At 66.9% G+C, this 17,936-nt stretch carries 15 protein-coding genes; 4 read left to right on the forward strand and 11 right to left on the reverse strand.

Translation table 11 applies throughout. From position 1 onward, the window contains the following. Positions 1-28: 28 nt before the first annotated feature. Positions 29-1,435, reverse strand: coding sequence for a dihydrolipoyl dehydrogenase (gene lpdA / locus ABIC32_RS08685; protein ID WP_354073891.1), 1,407 nt, complete (start codon positions 1,433-1,435; stop codon positions 29-31). Positions 1,436-1,613: 178 nt separating this feature from the next. Then, positions 1,614-4,463, reverse strand: a complete 2,850-nt coding sequence (locus ABIC32_RS08690) for a TonB-dependent receptor (protein ID WP_354073892.1) — start codon at positions 4,461-4,463, stop codon at positions 1,614-1,616. Positions 4,464-4,704: 241 nt separating this feature from the next. On the opposite strand from ABIC32_RS08690, the gene ABIC32_RS08695 reads away from it, so the two are divergent. Beyond that, positions 4,705-5,805, forward strand: a complete 1,101-nt coding sequence (locus ABIC32_RS08695) for a phytase (protein WP_354073893.1) — start codon at positions 4,705-4,707, stop codon at positions 5,803-5,805. A 41-nt stretch (positions 5,806-5,846) separates the two neighbouring features. Here the strand turns inward: ABIC32_RS08695 and ABIC32_RS08700 are convergent, their stop codons facing one another. After that, a complete protein-coding gene (locus ABIC32_RS08700; protein ID WP_354073894.1) occupies positions 5,847-6,668 on the reverse strand; it encodes a hypothetical protein in 822 nt (273 codons plus the stop codon). Between the two features lie 373 nt (positions 6,669-7,041). Between ABIC32_RS08700 and ABIC32_RS08705 the strand changes: the two genes are divergently transcribed. Together ABIC32_RS08705 and ABIC32_RS08710 are read left to right on the forward strand one after the other, a co-directional pair. Next, positions 7,042-7,731 (forward strand): response regulator, encoded by a 690-nt coding sequence (locus ABIC32_RS08705; protein WP_165115134.1) that lies wholly within the window; start codon positions 7,042-7,044, stop codon positions 7,729-7,731. Continuing rightward, positions 7,728-8,783 (forward strand): ATP-binding protein, encoded by a 1,056-nt coding sequence (locus tag ABIC32_RS08710; RefSeq protein WP_354073895.1) that lies wholly within the window; start codon positions 7,728-7,730, stop codon positions 8,781-8,783. Before ABIC32_RS08705 ends, ABIC32_RS08710 begins: the two co-directional genes overlap by 4 nt. A gap of 77 nt (positions 8,784-8,860) precedes the next feature. On the opposite strand, the gene ABIC32_RS08715 is transcribed toward ABIC32_RS08710, so the two are convergent. The 5 genes from ABIC32_RS08715 to chvI all read right to left on the reverse strand — a co-directional run bounded on the left by ABIC32_RS08715 (position 8,861) and on the right by chvI (position 12,363). After that, positions 8,861-9,133, reverse strand: coding sequence for an HPr family phosphocarrier protein (locus ABIC32_RS08715; protein WP_017506134.1), 273 nt, complete (start codon positions 9,131-9,133; stop codon positions 8,861-8,863). Beyond that, the gene (locus ABIC32_RS08720) at positions 9,130-9,534 is read right to left on the reverse strand and encodes a PTS sugar transporter subunit IIA (RefSeq protein WP_017506133.1); all 405 of its coding nucleotides are present in this window, start codon (positions 9,532-9,534) and stop codon (positions 9,130-9,132) included. Before ABIC32_RS08720 ends, ABIC32_RS08715 begins: the two co-directional genes overlap by 4 nt. A 120-nt stretch (positions 9,535-9,654) precedes the next feature. Further along, a complete protein-coding gene (locus ABIC32_RS08725) occupies positions 9,655-10,083 on the reverse strand; it encodes an HPr kinase/phosphorylase (protein ID WP_174086695.1) in 429 nt (142 codons plus the stop codon). Then, on the reverse strand, positions 10,080-11,690 hold the full coding sequence (gene chvG / locus ABIC32_RS08730; RefSeq protein WP_354073896.1) for a two-component sensor histidine kinase ChvG: 1,611 nt from the start codon (positions 11,688-11,690) through the stop codon (positions 10,080-10,082). The genes ABIC32_RS08725 and chvG overlap by 4 nt, the downstream gene beginning before the upstream one ends. Beyond that, positions 11,659-12,363: a two-component response regulator ChvI gene (gene chvI / locus ABIC32_RS08735; protein WP_039243953.1), complete on the reverse strand. Its 705-nt coding sequence runs from the start codon at positions 12,361-12,363 to the stop codon at positions 11,659-11,661. The genes chvG and chvI overlap by 32 nt, the downstream gene beginning before the upstream one ends. 255 nt (positions 12,364-12,618) lie before the next feature. Here chvI and ABIC32_RS08740 point away from each other — a divergent pair, with 255 nt between their 5' ends. Beyond that, entirely contained in the window at positions 12,619-14,337 is a 1,719-nt protein-coding gene (locus tag ABIC32_RS08740; protein WP_354073897.1) for a hypothetical protein, read from the forward strand. Between the two features lie 6 nt (positions 14,338-14,343). Here the strand turns inward: ABIC32_RS08740 and ABIC32_RS08745 are convergent, their stop codons facing one another. The 3 genes from ABIC32_RS08745 to ahcY form a co-directional block, all read right to left on the reverse strand. Then, positions 14,344-14,727 (reverse strand): TFIIB-type zinc ribbon-containing protein, encoded by a 384-nt coding sequence (locus ABIC32_RS08745; protein ID WP_354073898.1) that lies wholly within the window; start codon positions 14,725-14,727, stop codon positions 14,344-14,346. A 454-nt stretch (positions 14,728-15,181) separates the two neighbouring features. Beyond that, entirely contained in the window at positions 15,182-16,402 is a 1,221-nt protein-coding gene (locus tag ABIC32_RS08750) for a BaiN/RdsA family NAD(P)/FAD-dependent oxidoreductase (protein WP_354073899.1), read from the reverse strand. Positions 16,403-16,435: 33 nt separating this feature from the next. Beyond that, positions 16,436-17,827, reverse strand: a complete 1,392-nt coding sequence (gene ahcY, locus ABIC32_RS08755) for an adenosylhomocysteinase (protein WP_017506126.1) — start codon at positions 17,825-17,827, stop codon at positions 16,436-16,438. Between the last annotated feature and the right edge of the window lie 109 nt (positions 17,828-17,936).

Raw genomic sequence — 17,936 nt, forward strand, 5'->3', positions numbered from 1 at the left:
TTAGCTTGGAGTCTCGATCCGTTTCGGATCAGGCCTGCATCATCCAGCCTTCGACGTCCATGGCCGCCTGACGGACGGCTTCCGAACGGGTCGGGTGGGCGTGGCAGGTGCGAGCGATGTCTTCCGACGCGCCGCCGAAGCTCATGGTGATGGCCGCCTCGTGGATCATCTCGCCGGCCTGCGGGCCCATGATGTGGACGCCCAGCACCTTGTCAGTCGCCGCGTCGGCCAGAACCTTCACGAAGCCGTCGGTCTCGTGATTGATCTTGGCGCGGCTGTTGGCGGTGAAGGGGAATTTGCCCTTCTTGTACTGAACGCCGGCCGCCTTGAGCTGGTCCTCAGTCTGACCAACCCAGGCCACTTCGGGGAAGGTGTAGACGACGCTGGGGACCAGGGCATAGTCGACGTGGCCGTATTTGCCGGCGATGGTGTCGATCACGGCGACCGCGTCTTCTTCCGCCTTGTGGGCCAGCATCGGACCGTGGGTCACGTCGCCGATCACCCAGACGCCATCCGCCACCTTGAAGTGGTCATGGTCGATGAAGCCGCGCTTGTCAGGCGTCACGCCGACGCTCTCCAGGCCCAAACCGTCCGTGTACGGACGACGGCCGATGGCGACCAACACCACATCGCCCTTGATCGTCTCGGCGGCGCCGCCGGCCGACGGTTCGACAGCAAGTTCCACCCCGTCCTTGCCCGACTTGGCGGCCGTGACCTTGGCGCCCAGTTTGAAGCTCATGCCCTGTTTCGTCAGGGTGCGCTGGAAGGCGGTGGCGACCTCGGTGTCCATGCCGGGCGTGATCCGGTCCAGGAACTCGACCACCGTGACCTCGGCGCCCAGACGGCGCCAGACCGAACCCAGCTCCAGGCCGATAATCCCGGCGCCGACCACGATCAGCTTCTTGGGCACGGCCGGCAGCGACAGGGCGCCGGTGGAATCGATGACCTTGCCGTCTTCAAAGGCGACGCCCGGCAGCGGGGTCGGCTCCGAGCCGGTGGCGATGACGATGTTCTTGGCGTCCAGCGTCTGGACGGAGCCGTCGGCGGCGGTCACCTCGACCTTGCCCTTGCCGACGATCTTGCCCTTGCCCTTGATCCAGTCGGCCTTGTTCTTCTTGAACAGGAACTCGATCCCCTTGGTCAGGGCGGTGACGCTGTCGTCCTTGGCCTTATGCATCTGGTCCAGGTGCAGCTTGGGCTGGACCTCGATGCCGATTTTGGCGAACTCGGTGTTTGCGGCGTTCCACAGTTCCGAGGCATGCAGCAGAGCCTTGGATGGCATGCAGCCGACGTTCAGGCAGGTGCCGCCCAGCGTCGAACGCATCTCCACGCAGGCGACCTTCAGGCCCAGCTGGCCCGCCCGGATCGCGGCGTTATAGCCGCCAGGGCCTCCGCCGATGATGACGACGTCGTAGGCGGCGGTGGCTTCAGCCATGGTATCCTCTGGTCTTCTGGCGCGCGGGGAAAGGCGCGCGGACACTAGCGTTGGCCCCGCGTGGGTCAACCGCTGGAGCCCATATGGGGCCGGGTTTCGACCAATTGCAGAGGCGGAAACCATGAAAAAGGGCCGGACGTCGCCGCCCGGCCCCTTCGATCATATCTGATCGGCGCGCTCAGAGCTTGAAGCGCACGCCCAGGAAGACGTTGTAGCCGAACTTCTCGTACTCGTAGGTCCGCTCCTTGACGCCGTAGTAGCGCACGCCCGCGCTGTCGGTCAGGTTCTTGGCCTCGCCGAACACTTCCACGCCGTTGCCGAAGTCGTAGCTGGCGGTGAAGTCCAGCTGGCCGCGCCCCTCGACATAGAGATCCTTGCCGGGGTTGGTCGCGTCGATCGCCTCCAGGAAGTCGCTACGATGCGTGTAGGAGACGCGCGCGCTGAAGCCGTACCGTTCGTAGAACAGGGCGGCGTTATAGGTCTCGTCCGACTGACCCGGCAGCACGAAGGTGTCGCGACCGGCGAAGGCGCGGCTGGTTTTGATCTCCGCATCCGTCAGCGTGTAGTTGGCGAAGACGCCGAAGCCCGAAGCCCAGCCCGGCAGGAAGTCGAACGTCTGCTGCCAGTTGAACTCGATGCCGGCGATATGGCCGTCAGGGGCGTTGCGGGCCTCGGTGACCTGGGCGACCGTGGTGGTCGGGGTGACATAGGGCACGCCGTCCGTCACCAGAGTGAAGCGGTAGTTCGACAGGTCCTTGTAGAAGGCGTTGGCCGAAATCACGCCCAGCGGACGCAGATAGTATTCCAGTCCCGCATCGATGTTGTTCGACAGGGTCGGCTTCAGATCGGGATTGCCGCGCGTGACCGTCGTGCGGCCGCTGTCGGTGGTTTCCAGAACGCGCGGAACGATGTCGGTATAGTCCGGGCGCGAAATGGCGCGGGTCAGGGCGAAACGACCAACCAGCTGATCGCTGAAGCTGTGGCGCAGCGTCAGGTTCGGGAAGAAATCGGTCTGGTCGCGATCAACCTTGACCAGACTCTGGGCGCCCGACAGGGCCACGCTGGTCGCCGAGCCTTCGAAGTCGGTCTTCTCGACACGCAGGCCGACCAGCACATTGGTCGCGCCTATATCGAACCGAGCCTGGCCGTAACCCGCCAGAATATCTTCCTGCGCCGTATAGTCGGCGGTGATCGACTGCGGAATGCGGCGAACGCCGGCGGCCGGGTCGGGATTGGTCGAGCCGGCCCGGACGCGATCGAAATAGTCGGTTACCAAGCCCGCATCGAACTTGAAGCCCAGATTGTAGTCGTAGTTCTGCGACGGACGATCGCTCAGCAGCGGCGCCAGGGCGCCGGAGCTGGCGGCCGCGCTGCGGTCGCGGAACCGCTCTTCGTCGGCCGTCACGTCGCGGGCGCTGTATTTGGCGCCGAACTTCAGTTCGACCTCGCGACCACCGATGACGGTGGGCAGCGACAGATTGGTCTTGAACGCCACATCGTCCTGCTCGGTCGTGTTCGAGCGGAAGGTGTTTTCGCGGAAGCTGTAGTTGTTGGCGTTCAGATAGAACCCGGTCGGCTCGCTGAAGGTCGAATAGGTCGGCTGATAGTGGTCGGCCGTGTTGTAGGACAGGGTCGTCGCGCTGGAGCGATAGACCAGCTCGTCGCGGTGCGGATAGGTCTGTTTGCTGTTGGCGAACGACAGGGCGCCGTCCCAGACCGCCCCATTGCCGAACGTCTGCTCGCCGCCCAGCACCAGGGTGGAGATGTCGTTCTCCTGGGTGCGGTGACGCAGCTGCTTGTAGATGCGGGCGTTGGTGAAGGTCGCGCTGGTGTCGGTCGAACCCGGCTGCAGCGTGCCGTCGCTATAGGTGAAGTTCAGCGTGTTGCGGAACTCGTCGTCGCGGAACTGGGCGTAGGAGCCCTTGACCCACAGACGGGTGGCGTCGCTGGGCCGCCATTCAAGCGCGCCGGTCACGGCCTTGCGGGTCCGTTCGGTCTCGTAGTCCTTGAACAGGGTGTTCTCCAGACCCCAGACCTGGCCGCCGCCCTGCGCGGCGTTGCGGTTGATCAGGACCCAGCCGTTCTCAACGTTGTCCGGCCGGCGGTTGGTTTCGGAGAAGCTGACCGACAGCAGGGCGCCGAAGGTCTGATCCGGGCCGAAGACGTTGGAGACGTTCGCGCCCGCACGATAGTCCTGGCCGCCGTAGTCGTTGTAGCTGCCGCCGGCGTAACCGCTCAGCGCCAGACGGCGCTTGTCGAAGGGCGAGCGGGTCTTGATGTCCACGGCGCCGGCGATGGAATCGGCGTCCTGGGCCGGCGTTAGCGTCTTGGACACCTCGACGCTGGAGACGATGTCCGACGGCAGGGTGTCCAGATCGACCGCGCGGGTCGTTGGCGACACGGCTGGAATGGCGACCCCGTCCACCGACACGGCGGTGAAGGCGGCTGGCGCGCCGCGCACATTGATGTAGCGGCCTTCGCCCTGGTCGCGCTGGATGGCGATGCCCTGAACCCGTTGCAGCGATTCCGCCACATTGGGGTCGGGATAGCGACCGATGGCGTCGGCCGACAGGACGTTGACCGTGCCGTCGGCATTCTTCTGCTGGTTCAGCGAACGGGCGACGCCGTCGGTGATCACGCCGGTCACGATCACATCGGCCACGTCCGTCGCAGACTGGGCGCCCAGGACGATGGCGACATTGGCGTCTTCGCCCGGCGTCGTCACGACCGTCTGGCTGGTCGAGGGCAGGCCCAGATAGTTGACCTCCAGCACCATCGAGCCGCTGGCGGTCGGCAGGGTGAACTCGCCCTGGGTGTTGGTCACGGCCCGCTGGCTGGTCCCGCGCACCAGAACCTCGGCGCCCGGCAGGGGCGCGCCAGCGGCGTTGGTCACCCGGCCGTAGATCACGTCGCCGGCGACCGCAGCTGATGCCGAGGCCATGGCGTCGACATCGGCATGGGCGGGCATGGCCAGCGGCGCCAGGATCATCGGCGCGATCGCGGCGCCCATCAGCAGGTTCAGTTTCATGTCAGGTCCCCTTCGGCGAGCGACGTTTCGCTTCAGCCGATGGAGGGGCCGCTTAACCTTGGGCGGCGACGCGACCGCGACGATTCCACGACGCCCAGTTCGCGGTTTTCCGACGGAACGGCGACGCTTGATCCCTTGACGGAACATCAGTCATCGAACCGACGCCGAACCGTCACGCCCGCGCCGTTGACCCACACGCGGCTTGGCCACAGGGACGCGTCCAGATCGTCCGGAGACCGACATGCGCCCTTCCCTCGCCCGCTCGCTGACCGCCTGCGCCGCCCTGGCCCTGCTCGCCGCCTGCGCCATGCACGAGGTCGATTATCAGGGCGAGGGCGCGGGCCTCGTCGGCCCCGGCGCCCCGGTCCAGGCTGTGCTGGAAACCCCGTCGGTCGGCACGGCAGGTCAGGACGCCGCCGACGACCCCGCCGTCTGGGCCTCAGCGAACCCGGTCACGATCATGGGGCGCCAGACGCCCGGCTTCGTCGCCGGCACGGACAAGAAGTCCGGCCTCTACATCTACGGCTTCGACGGCCAGATCCTGCAGTTCCTGCCCGAGGGCCTGCTGAACAACGTCGATGTGGTCGAGGGCCTGTCGGTCGGCGGCCGTCCGCAGGTAGTGCTGGGCGCCAGCGACCGCACGCCGGGCAAGACCGGTATCTCCCTCTACACCTTCGACCCGGCCGGGACCGGCCCGAACGGCGTGCGCTACTGGGGCGCGGTCGCCACCGACGTGGTCGAACCCTACGGCTTCTGCTTTGCGCGGCGCGGCGCCGAGGTTCACGCCATCCTGGTCGGGCACGAGGGCGAGCTTCGCCAGTTCGTCCTGGGCGTGGACGCCGCTGGCCAGCCCACGGCGCGCCTGGTCCGCCGCGCCGAGATCGGAACCATCTCCGAAGGCTGCGCCGCCGACGAGGCCACCGACGCGCTCTATATCAACGAGGAGAACGTCGGCCTGTGGCGCTATGGCCTGAACCCGGCCTCGGGCGCGGCCCGCACCCTGATCCAGCCCATCGCCAGGGACATCCTGGTCGCCGACGCGGAAGGCCTGACGACGATCGCCGACGCGTCGGGCCGCTATCTGATCGCCTCCAGCCAGGGCGACTCCACCTTCCCGGTCTGGCGCATCAACGGCGCGGCGCCCGAGTACAAGGGCCGCTTCAAGATCGTGGACGGCGCGGTCGACGGCGTCACCGGCACCGACGGCCTGGCGGCCGCCAGCGGTCAGGTCGGCCCCTTCCCCGACGGCCTCGTCGTCATCCAGGACGACGTCAACGACGTCGGCACCCAGAACTTCAAATACGTCGACTGGCGCGACATTCGACGGGCGCTGGGGCTGTAGCGGCCTCTCGGCGGCGGTCGCCCTCGATCACATCTCTTTCATCAAGATCCTACGGCATTCAGCGCCGTGCGCGTGCAGTCGGCCATGTCCCTGACGACGTGTCGGCCGATGCAGAACATGTCTTCATAGCTGGGCTTGGCGGCGGCCAGACACTGGAACAGGTTCAGCTTGGACATCTGCAGACAGAAGGTGGCGTTCGGATCCTGCAGGACACCGTCATTTCCATCGTCCTTGACGCTTTCGCCCAGAAGCGCCCGCGCGGCGACGGACAAGGATCGGGCCACCGCCGGTTTATAGGGAGCCGCCAGAGGCGACGTCGGGATCCGAGAGGGTTCGGCGTGGGCAACCTTCAGCAGCGTCTCGCTCTCGACGTCCGACGCCAGCTGCATTGCAGCCGAGGCGGCCTTCGCACGCTCCAGCCGCCCCTGTCGGTCCGCGATGGGCTGGCCCGCCCATCGACGGCGCGGATCGCTACGCGCCTGGATCGTATAGGCATCCGCCTCCACCCGATCCGCAGCGGCTTCGATGGTTGCGGCGCCCTCCTCCATGACCTCGGCGATCAGCCCGGCCGCCACGTCTGCGCCAGGCAGGCTCACCGCATAGGCGGGGTCGGCTGTCAGACGGTCCAGGATTTCGCGTCGCTGCGCTGGATCGGCGGCATAGGCCCGCACCCCCGCAACGAAGTCCGGCGACTGCATCGCCAGCACCGCTCCATAGGCTACCAGCCCCCGCGCCAACTGCTCGGCGTTGGAAGTCGCTCCGCGCTGCAACGCCGCCTGCACCGCCTCCGCATCGACGAAGCCGCCCTCGAATGTGGCGACATCCCGCATGAAGACCAGATAGACCGACGCCGTCTGCGCCACGCTGTCGTCCAGCTGAATCGAAGGCGGCGGAGGCGGGGGCGGCGCAGGCGGTTCGACCGGCTTGGCGCACCCCGCGATGAGCGCGATCAGGCTCGCGGCCGCCGCAACCCGCGCCCAATGCCGATCCCTGCGCTTCACAGCATTGCCAGGATGAACACGCCACAGGCGGCCAACACGGCGACGTTCACGGCGGTCATGGCGGCGACGAAGATCTGGTGGGCGCTGAACTTCATTGGATCTCGGAGGCGGTTTCGGTTTGGGGCCGCTTCGCACGGGGCCGTGGGGCCTGGGTGTGGACTTGGTGGAGAAATCGTGGAGGCACCCCATCTGGTCTGGATCGCCGTCCATCGCTGGGCGATGTCGTGGAGACACCATGAGCGCCTTGGTCATCATCGCCGAAGACGAACCCGAGATCGCCGCCGTGCTTGACGCCTATCTCGTGCGCGAGGGGTTTCGCACCGTCCGCGCCATGGATGGTCAGATCGCGCTGGACCTGCACGCCGCCCTTCGGCCCGATCTGGTCCTACTGGACGTGCGCATGCCGCGTGTCGATGGCTGGAGCGTGCTGGGCGAACTCAGGCGTAGGGGCGAGACGCCCGTCATCATGCTCACTGCGCTGGATCAGGACATCGACAAGCTTCAGGCGTTGCGCATCGGCGCGGACGACTATGTCGTCAAACCGTTCAATCCGGTCGAGGTCGTGGCGCGCGCCCACGCCATACTGCGACGCAGCGGCGGCTCGGGCCAAGGCGGCGTAATCCGCCTGGGTCCGCTCGAGATCGATCTGGAGGCGCACATCGTCCAGTGGTGCGGACTGGACAAACCGCAGCGCCTGCCCCTGACCCTGACCGAGTTCCGCATGCTGGCCCACATGGCGCGCTATCCGATGCGGGTCTTCTCTCGCGCCGAGCTGGCCGACGCCTGCTTGAAAGGCGATGAGGTGCTTGATCGCACGGTGGACAGCCATCTCAGCAAGCTGCGGCTCAAGTTACGAAACGCAGGCGCCGACGGCGTTCTCGTCGGCGTTCGTGGCGTGGGTTATCGCCTCGAGGTCCTGACGTGAGGGCCGCCCGCGTCCTCGGCCGTCGCATCGCCGTGCGTACGGCTCTGGTCATCCTGGGGGTGCTTGGACTTAGCGCCGCCGGCGCATTCGCCCTGTACGGGTGGGTCTTCGAAAATTATCCCGATGCGGTGGCCTCGCCCCAGGCCTGGCGACCGCAGTCCGTGGATTATGTCGCTCTGGCGTCAGCCGCCGTCGTGGCCCTGATCGGCGCGACCGTGGCCGGGCTGCAGTTGGCCCGCCGCCTTGTCATGCCTCTCACCTCCTTGTCCGGCGCCGCGCGTGCGATCGCCGACGGCGACCTGTCCGCGCGCGCCATGGCTGGCGATCGGTCTTTTTCGGAGACCGCCGACCTGGTGGACGACTTCAACCTGATGGCTGCGCGGCTTGAGACGCTCGCCGCCGACATGACGACGTGGAACGCCTCGATCGCGCACGAACTGCGAACGCCCGTCACGATCGTGAAAGGCCGTCTGCAAGCGGCCGCCGATGGCGTTCTACCGCTGGACCGCGAGATGATCCTGACCCTGCTCAAGCCGGTCGACGCCCTGGGCCGCCTGATCGAGGATTTGCGCGTCGTCAGTCTGGCCGATAGCGGTCGTTTGCAACTGCGCCTGACGCCCCAGGACCTGGCTCAGCGATTGGACGATGTCCGCGCCCTCGTCGGCGCGGAAGCCGAGGCGGAGGGCTATCCGATCACCTGGACGACGCCGGCCACTGTGGTCGTTTGCGACGGCGATCGCATTCAGCAGGCTGTTCTGGCTTTGATCGACAATGTGCGCCGCCACGCCGATCCTGGCCCTGTCTTGGTCAGCTTGACGGCCGATGAACGCTTCGCCGTCATCGCCGTGGAGGACAGCGGTCCAGGCCTGCCCGACGCCATGACCCAATCCGTTTTCACCGCCTTCAAACACGGTTCAGGCGAGAATGGCGGGACCGGCCTGGGCTTGGCCGCGGTCCGCGCAATCGCCGAGGCCCACGGCGGATCGGCGCGTTATTTGACCGGCGCTCGCTTGGGATCCCGGATCGAGATCTGTCTTCCCGCCGTCTTGTAGGTGCGTTTTCAGATCACCCACGCGGCGATGGACCTCTCAAAAATCGAAGCGGTTCCGAATCCGGGGATGACGACGCCCTATTGATCCTCGTCGAACTTGCGCGCGACCAGATCGGTCAAGGCCTCCATCGCCTCTTCGGCGTCTGGGCCTTCGGCGGAGACGTCGATGCTACAGCCGATGCCGGCGCCCAGCATCAGCAGGCCCATGATCGAGCGGGCGTCCACCGTCACGCCGTCGCGGGTGACGTGGATCTCGCTTTCGAAGCTCGAGGCCAGTTTGACGAACTTGGCCGAGGCGCGGGCGTGCAGGCCGCGCGTATTGCAGATGTTCAGGGTCGCGGTGACGGTCATTTTTCGCCTGCGAGCACCCAGGACGCGACGGAGATGTATTTGCGCCCCGCGTCCTGCGCATGGGCCACGCAGGATTCCAGCGTCTCGCGCCCGCGCACGCTGGCCAGTTTGATCAGCATGGGCAGGTTCAGCCCGGCGATGACCTCGGCGCGGGTCTGTTCCATCACCGAGATGGCCAGGTTCGACGGCGTGCCGCCGAACATGTCGGTCAGCAGGATGACCCCTTCGCCGTCGTCCACGGCCGCGGCCGCGTCCACGATGTCGCGACGCCGACGCTCCATGTCGTCGTCAGGTCCGATGCAGATGGCCGCGACCCCGCGCTGCGGGCCGACCACATGCTCCATGGCGGAGAGAAACTCGGACGCCAACCCGCCGTGGGTGACGATCACCAGACCGATCATGAGGACTTCACTCGCATCCCGCCCCGAACCGTCCCAGGCATTCCCCCGCCCGGCAAGGGAGGCCGGACGCCGCCCTCTATGGACCGCAAGGGGCGTGTCATAGACCCGTCTTTCGGGGTTTCAAAGCGTCTCCAACGCCGCTGCGACCACATCGACGGCCGAGGCGGGTCGGGGATCGAACGCCAGCAGGGGCAGATCGACCCCCGCGAAAGCCCGTGTCTGCGGCTCCGGAAGCCGTTCGACGCCTTCCGCCACACAGGCGACGGCCAGCGCCACGCGACAGACCGGGCGTGTTCTGGCGGCCACGATTCCAAGGCCGCGCACCTCGATCCGACCGGCGATGGAGGCTGGCGCCGACGCATGAACGGCCCCGTCCGAGGCCCAGACCTGGGTGTAGTCGTCGCTGACCAGCCGCCAGCCGCGCGCGATCAGCCGCAGCGCCAGATCGCTCTTGCCCGCGCCCGACGGTCCCAGGATCATCACCCCCTGCCAGGCCCCGCGCCGGCGCACGGCGACGGTGGTGGCGTGGACTGGCTGGCCCGGGGTCACGACCAGCGGCCGACCGCCGGGAAGACGATCTCGAACCGCGCCCCGCCTTCGGTCTTGTTTTCGGCGTGGACGCGACCGCCATGCGCCTCGACGATCTGACGCACGATGGACAGGCCCAGGCCCGAGTTGGAGCCGAACACCGCCCCCTTGGGCCGCGAGGTGTAGAACCGCTCGAACACCGTCTCCAGGTTCTCGGCCGGGATGCCTGGCCCCTGGTCCTCGACCCGCACGCGGATCGGCAGATCGTCCCCGATGTCCTCCAGCGTCACCCGCACCACGCCGCCTGCGGGGCTGAACGAGCGGGCGTTGTCGATCAGGTTGCGGAACACCTGCCCCAGCGGCCCGTCGCGCCCCATGACCCGCAGGGCCTGTTCGGGCGCCGTGAGCACGACCGGAATGTCGCCCGGCTTGGCCGTCGTCTCATAGACGCCGACGATATCGACCAGCAGACGGTTCAGATCGACCGGCCGCGGTCGATCCCGCGACAACTCCGCATCCAGCCGCGAGGCGTTGGAGATGTCGGTGATCAGCCGGTCCAGCCGACGCACGTCCTGCTGCAACAGCGCCGTCAGCTTCTCGCGGTGCGCATCGGTCTTGACCAGCGGCAGGGTCTCCAGCGCGGACCGGATCGAGGTCAGGGGGTTCTTGATCTCGTGCGACACATCGGCCGCGAACCGCTCGATGGCGTCCATCCGCGTCGACAGGGTGTCGGTCATCGATTCCAGAGACCGCGCCAGATCGCCGATCTCGTCCTTGCGATCCTCGAGGTCCGGCAGGGAGATGGCCCGCGCGCGCTGAAGTTTCACCTGATCCGCCGCCGCAGACAGCCGCATGATCGGCCGCGCCACGAACAGATGCAGCAGCAGCGATCCCAAGAGATTGACCCCCAAAGCCACCAGGGCGAACGGGAACAGCGCCTGCCTCTGTGCGCCCAGGATTTCGTCCACGTCCCCGGATTCGACGGTCAGCACGCCCAGCACCTGACGCACATGGCGCACCGGAATGGAGACGGAGACGACGCGGTCGCCGGATTCGTTGCGACGCAGGGTCGATTGGGGCGAGCCGTCCAGCGCCGCCGCCACCTCGGCCGCCAGTTCGCTGTCGGCGCGCGCGACACGGCGCTCGGACAGCAGATTGGCCCTGGCGGCGTCCTCGGTCGCCGTTCCAGCCGGCTGCGCGTCGGGCAGTGGCCGCCCGCCGATGGCTTCCGTCACTTGATAGCTGTCGACCAGCAACAGACCGTTCACATCATACAGCCGCACCCGCTGGCCCGCCGGGATGAATCGGTCGGTCAGCCAGATCGACGCGCGGATGGGGTCCAGTTCGGGCGTCGGCTCTCCCCGCGTCACGCCTTCTTCGCGCAATACATTGGCCAGCAGCTCGGCCTGGACCGTCAGCGATTCCTGACGCGCCTCGATCAGGCCGGGACGCCATTCATTGATCGCCAGCGCCCCGCCGAACAGGATCAGCAGGCTGAGCAGATTGAGCACCAGGATGAAGCCGCCCAGCCGCGATCCGCCGAAGCGGAACAACGGCCGGCGCTGGGGCTCCTCGTCGGGCTCGCGCCCGCCCGGTTCAGCTCTCGCGGTAGCGGTAGCCGACGCCATACAGGGTCTCGATCGCGTCGAACTCATTGTCCACGGCGCGGAACTTCTTGCGCATCCGCTTCACGTGGCTGTCGATGGTGCGGTCGTCGACATAGACCTGGTCGTCGTAGGCGGCGTCCATCAGATTGTCGCGGCTCTTCACGAAGCCGGGACGCTGGGCCAGGGCCTGCAGCAGCAGGAACTCGGTCACCGTCAGCTTGACGGGCTTGCCGTCCCAGGTCGACTCGTGGCGCGCCGGGTCCATCGACAGCTTGCCGCGCTTGATCGCCCGGCCCGAGACTTCGGCGGCCGATTCCGGTTCGCCGCCGTCGGCGCCCGTGCGGCGCAGCAGCGCCTTGACCCGCTCGATCAGCAGACGCTGGCTGAAGGGCTTGTGGATATAGTCGTCGGCGCCCAGGTTGAAGCCCAGGATCTCGTCGATCTCCTCGTCCTTGGACGTCAGCATGATCACCGGGATCTGCGAGGTCTGGCGCAGGCGACGCAGCACCTCCATCCCGTCCATGCGCGGCATCTTCACGTCCAGGATCGCCAGATCGGGCGGCGAGGATTCCAGCGCGGCCAGACCCGAGGCCCCGTCGTGATAGGCGGTGATCTTGTGGCCATGGCTTTCCAGCGCCAGCGAAACGGACGCCACGATGTTCTCGTCGTCATCGACCAGAGTGATGTTGGCCAAGGGTGTCTTCTCCTGAACTTTACGTTCCCGCGAGCAAGAACGCACAGCAAGCGTAACCGTTCGATCTCGGTCACATTAGGGCTAGAGCGTTTCGGGCCGAATGAAAATCGCCTGCAACCCGAAAGCGGTTTGGTGACAGTCAGATGGTCACGGCGCCGCCTCGATTCAACGCGCTCGCACCGTCGCTCCGGCGTGCGCAGAAACATTCCGGCTTCGAAAACCTCGCCTTAAAGGCTTGGGATGCAGGATCGGCCCATGGCGGGTCCGATCCATTACGAAGTCTATGTCCGCAAGAGCGCCCCGTCGTCGTGGACGCTGCTGATCGCGACCGAAGACCGCAAACACGCCATCGAGACCGCCGAGGAACAGCTTCGGGATCGTCTCGCCATCGCCTCGCGCGTGACCAAGGAGACGCTGGACCCCGAGACGATGGAGTTCAGCTCCCTGACCATCCTGACGCTGGGCGCGCCGGAGGAGCGAAAGAAGAAGGTCGCCGAAAAGGCGGTCCCGCCGGCCTGCAGCAGTCCGGCCGAACTCTACTCGCCCCATGCCCGCGCCCTGATCGGCCGGGTGCTGGAGGACTGGCTGAAACGCGAGGGCGTGACCGCCTTCGAACTGCTGCATAGGCCCGATGTGGCCGAACGGCTGGAGGCGGCCGGGGTCGAGCTCCAGCACGCCATCCAGAAGGTCGCAGTCCCCGAAAGCCAGGCCACGGGCCAGGAGGTGCACGGGGTCGTGCGCCACTATCAAAAGCTGACCGAACAGGCGATGGCCCGCCTGCGCAAGGCCGGACGCGACGGCCTGTTCCCCGCTCTGGACGACCGCTCCATCGCCGATCTGGCGCATCGGCTGACCGGCGCGCCGGATCGGGCGCTGCGCATGGGCGGCGTCGTCGCCGGCGCGCTGAAGGATCGGCGCGGCGCCCGTGATCGCCTGACCGTGCTGATGGATTTGATGGACGCCGCGCCCGCCGACGGCCCACCGCGCGCCCTGGTCGTGGTGGTGGTCGAGCAGATCGTCGCCGAAATGCTGGCCGTGCGCACCAACCTGACCGAGATTCTGGGTCCGTCGCTGGACCAAGGCGCCAACTTGGCGGCTATCGTGCGCATGGTCGCGCCTGACGAGATGGACGCCCTGTTGCGGATGGACCCGCGCCTCGCCCTGATGATGCCCCAGGTCGAGGGACCGGCCGCGCGCCTGGGCCTGCATCTGGCCTCGGGTGAGTTTCCGCTTCTGGCCGCGTCCTTGGCTCGCCTTGTCACCCGCGAACTGACCAGCCAGCGCCGCCTCCGCCCCCACGATCCGGTCGGAGAGATCGACATCCTGCGTCTGCTGGCCATGGCCCTGACCGCCTCGGCCGGTCGTCTGCTGACGCTGGAAGAGGTCCAGATCGCCTTCGTCGAACGCTCCAAGAGCCTGGTCACGGCCGATTTCGTCGGCGCCTACGTCAATCCTTGCCCGACGGTTCTGGCCGAGGCCGAGCAGCTGACCCGCCTGTGCGAGAACGTGACCGGCGGGGCCAACAAGCGCGCCGCCGCGCGGTGGCTCAGCGCCTGTATCGGCTCGCTGCGTTTCGAAACCGAGATCCGCCAGTCCGTCCCGGGCGGCCCCAGCGCCTCGCACAAGCTGGCCACGCTGGCCCGGCTTCAACGCTCGGTTCAGGCCGCGCATCTGGCCGATCACGACCAGACCCAGATCATGGACGCCATCGGCGCGGTCGGCGCCAATCTGGAGGCCGACGCCCATCTGGTCGCCCAGATCGTCCGCGCCCAGGCGGCTGCGCCTCAAAAGCTGACGGCCCTGCTGAAACTGGCCACCGGTGAAGCCGGCCCGCTGGGCCCCGTGGCCGACCGCGCCCGCGCCGAGGCCATCAAGCTGCTGCGTTCGCCCGACGTCCGCACCGCCCTGACCGCCGCGCCGCAAAACGTGGCGGCGTTGAGAGGCCTGATGCAGCAGGCGGGCCTGGCGGCCTAGCCGACCTCAGTCGAAGATATCGAAGATGCTGTCGCGCTTCTTTTTCTTGTAGCGATAGTCGTCGTCGCGATGCCGGTCGTCGCGATATTTGTCGCCCCGGTAGCCTCGATCGTCGCCGCGATACGGCTGTGACGCCCCGCCGCCCCACGGTTGGGCCTGAGGTTGGGACTGGGGCTGGGCATAGGGCTGAGGCGACGGCGCATAGGCCTGCGGCGCGGGCGCGACCGGGACTGTGGCGCGACCCTCCTCGACGGCGGCGGCCATCAGCTTTTCCAGCTCGCCGCGATCCAGCCAGACGCCCCGGCAGTCGGGGCACATGTCGAACTGGACGCCGTTGCGCTCCAGCGTCTGCATGGCGGCGTTGTCGTTGGGGCACATCAGAAGGGGCATGTCGGGCTCCGATCGAAAAAGAATGGGCGGTCGATGCGACAGGCCAGGAGGGGAAAGCTTCGCCGCATCGACACGCCCTTGCGGTCCGACATCGCGTCGCACGATCCGGCGCAAGGAAGGGGGACGCCAGACCGCGAGAACGCCAGAGGGGCCCGTTCCGCCTCTTCAAGCTAGGCGCCGTCGCAGCCCGCCGCCATGCGTCGCGGGGCCGCAGGGGGCTTCGGCCGTCCCTGCCATCGTATAGGCGACGACGATTGCGAGCTTTTACCACGGCTTACGACCGACCAGCGACCCTTCGCCTCTCATGGTCGTGGACCGGGTTAGAATGGCGCCCGGTCTTTGACATCTTCGCGCGCCGCCAGAACCCGCGCCGAATTAGACAGATTAGACGAATTAGACGGTGTTTTTGTCGGCAGACCCGCCGGCCGAAGTGCACGGATTGCACTCGAAAATTCTAGCAGACCTGCCCGGCGGCCCAGCCCGACGACCAGGCCCACTGGAAATTATAGCCGCCCAGCCAGCCGGTCACGTCCACCGCCTCGCCGATGAAATACAGCCCCGGAACCGCCTTGGTCTGCATCGTCTGCTGGTCCAGCGCGGCCGTATCGACCCCGCCCAGCGTCACCTCGGCGGTCCTGTAACCTTCGGACCCCACCGGCTTGACCGCCCAGGCGTTGACCGCCTGATCCAGCCGCCGCAGCACCTTGTCCGACAGGTCCGCCAGATTGCCCGACGCCCCTTCGCGCTGGCACAGGCTCTCGGCCAGACGACGCGGCACGATATGGCCCAGCGCGGTGTGCACCGCCTGTTTTCCATTCGACGCCTTGGCCGCCTTCAGTTCTTCGAACACGTCGCGGCCCGGCGCCATAGAGGCCACCACCGCCTCGCCCTCGCGCCAGTAGGAGCTGATCTGAAGAATGGCCGGCCCCGACAGGCCGCGATGCGTGAACAGCATCGCCTCGTTGAAGCTGGCCTTGCGCGCCTTGGCGCCATCGGGCGCCGAGGCGACCGAAGCGTCGACCGCCACGCCCGCCAGCGGCGCCAGCGTCTCCAGCAGTCCCGCCTCGAACGTCAGGGGAACCAGCGCCGGTCGGGTCTCGGTGACGCGAATGTCGAACTGGCGCGCCACCTCATAGGCCCAGCCGGTCGCTCCCATCTTGGGAATCGACTTGCCGCCGGTCGCCACGATCAGCGACGCCGCCGTGACCTGCGATCCGTCCGACAGGATCGCCGTGAAGCCCTCGCCGGATCGTTCGATCCGCGTCACGCCGGTCTTCAGGCTCAAGACGACGCCCGCCGCCGCCATGTCGTCGGTCAGCATACGGACGATCTGCTTGGCGCTGTCGTTGCAGAACAGCTGGCCCAGCGTCTTCTCGTGCCAGGCGATCCCGGCCCTATCGATGCGCTTGACGAAATCGTGCTGGGTGTAGCGGCGCAGGGCCGAGGTCGCGAACCGGGGGTTCTCGCCCAGGAAGTTCGCCGGTCCGCAGCCCAGATTGGTGAAATTGCAGCGCCCGCCGCCCGAGATGCGGATCTTTTCGCCGGGCCGGTCGGCATGGTCCACAACCCTGACCCGCCGCCCGCGTCGCCCGGCCTCGATGGCGGCCATCATCCCGGCCGCGCCGGCCCCGACCACCAGGACGTCGACGAGGGCGTCCGAAGACGCCCTCGTCACTTGGAACCTCGCGGTTCCAGCCTCGGGGAGAGCTTAGTAACGGTAGTGATCCGCCTTGAACGGGCCTTCGACCGGCACGTTGATGTAGTCAGCCTGGTCCTTGGTCAGGACGGTCAGCTTGGCGCCCAGCTTGGCCAGGTGCAGCATGGCGACCTTCTCGTCCAGGTGCTTGGGCAGGGTGTAGACCTTGTTCTCGTACTTGTCGGCGTTGGTCCACAGTTCGATCTGGGCCAGCGTCTGGTTGGTGAAGGACGCCGACATTACGAAGGACGGGTGGCCCGTGGCGTTGCCCAGGTTCACCAGGCGGCCTTCCGACAGCAGGATGATCTTCTTGCCGTCCGGGAACTCCACGTGGTGGACCTGCGGCTTGATCTCGTCCCACTTGAAGTTCTTCAGGCCGGCGACCTGAATCTCGGAGTCGAAGTGGCCGATGTTGCAGACGATGGCGTTGTTCTTCATCTGCCGCATGTGATCGACGGTGATGACGTCCTTGTTGCCGGTCGTCGTCACATAGATGTCGGCGCGGCCGGCGGTGTCGTCCAGCGTCTGAACCTCATAGCCTTCCATCGCGGCCTGCAGGGCGCAGATCGGGTCGATCTCGGTCACGATCACGCGGGCGCCGCCCTGGCGCAGCGAAGCGGCTGAGCCCTTGCCCACGTCGCCGTAGCCGCAGACCACCGCGACCTTGCCCGACAGCATGACGTCGGTGCCGCGACGGATCGCGTCGACCAGCGATTCACGGCAGCCGTACAGGTTGTCGAACTTGGACTTGGTGACGCTGTCGTTGACGTTGATGGCGGGGAAGGGCAGCTCGCCCTTTTCGGCCATCTGATACAGGCGGTGCACGCCCGTGGTCGTCTCTTCCGACACGCCGCCGATGGCGTCGCGGATGGCCGAATAGAAGCCCGGCTTCTCCGCAAGATAGCGCTTCATGACCTTGAAGAGAGCCTCTTCCTCTTCGTTCTGCGGGTTGGCCAGGACCGAGATGTCCTTCTCGGCCTTAGGGCCCAGCACGCACAGCAGGGTCGCGTCGCCGCCGTCGTCCAGGATCAGGTTCGGATAGCCGCCGTCGGCCCATTCGAAGATCTTGTGGGCGTAGTCCCAGTACTCTTCCAGCGTCTCGCCCTTGGTGGCGAAGACCGGCGTGCCGTTGGCGGCGATGGCGGCGGCGGCGTGGTCCTGGGTCGAGAAGATGTTGCACGAGGCCCAGCGCACTTCGGCGCCCAGGGCTTCCAGCGTCTGGATCAGGACCGCCGTCTGGATGGTCATGTGCAGGCTGCCGGCGATCCGGGCGCCCTTCAGCGGCTGGCTGGCGCCGAACTCGTCACGCAGGGACATCAGGCCCGGCATTTCGGTTTCCGCGATCTCGATTTCCTTGTTGCCCCAATCGGCCAGGGTGATGTCGCGAACGATGTAGTCGGTCATGTCGGGGCTCCGAGCCTCAGGAAGGTTTGGGGCCTCATAGCCCGCCCGGCCTTTATGAGCAAGAAACCCATAAAGATATCCTTATGTGATGCGACGCCACGACGATTGA

The sequence above is a fragment of the Brevundimonas sp. 1080 genome (assembly GCF_040545985.1).
Taxonomy (GTDB): domain Bacteria; phylum Pseudomonadota; class Alphaproteobacteria; order Caulobacterales; family Caulobacteraceae; genus Brevundimonas.

Excerpts from the sequence above, each read along its gene's own strand:
- chvG (WP_354073896.1), bottom strand. The coding sequence starts at position 11,690 with ATGGCGTCGGCTACCGCTACCGCGAGAGCTGAACCGGGCGGGCGCGAG.
- ABIC32_RS08705 (WP_165115134.1), top strand. The coding sequence starts at position 7,042 with ATGAGCGCCTTGGTCATCATCGCCGAAGACGAACCCGAGATCGCCGCC.
- lpdA (WP_354073891.1), bottom strand. The coding sequence starts at position 1,435 with ATGGCTGAAGCCACCGCCGCCTACGACGTCGTCATCATCGGCGGAGGC.
- ABIC32_RS08715 (WP_017506134.1), bottom strand. The coding sequence starts at position 9,133 with ATGACCGTCACCGCGACCCTGAACATCTGCAATACGCGCGGCCTGCAC.
- ahcY (WP_017506126.1), bottom strand. The coding sequence starts at position 17,827 with ATGACCGACTACATCGTTCGCGACATCACCCTGGCCGATTGGGGCAAC.
- ABIC32_RS08745 (WP_354073898.1), bottom strand. The coding sequence starts at position 14,727 with ATGCCCCTTCTGATGTGCCCCAACGACAACGCCGCCATGCAGACGCTG.
- ABIC32_RS08740 (WP_354073897.1), top strand. The coding sequence starts at position 12,619 with ATGGCGGGTCCGATCCATTACGAAGTCTATGTCCGCAAGAGCGCCCCG.
- ABIC32_RS08720 (WP_017506133.1), bottom strand. The coding sequence starts at position 9,534 with ATGATCGGTCTGGTGATCGTCACCCACGGCGGGTTGGCGTCCGAGTTT.
- ABIC32_RS08690 (WP_354073892.1), bottom strand. The coding sequence starts at position 4,463 with ATGAAACTGAACCTGCTGATGGGCGCCGCGATCGCGCCGATGATCCTG.
- ABIC32_RS08695 (WP_354073893.1), top strand. The coding sequence starts at position 4,705 with ATGCGCCCTTCCCTCGCCCGCTCGCTGACCGCCTGCGCCGCCCTGGCC.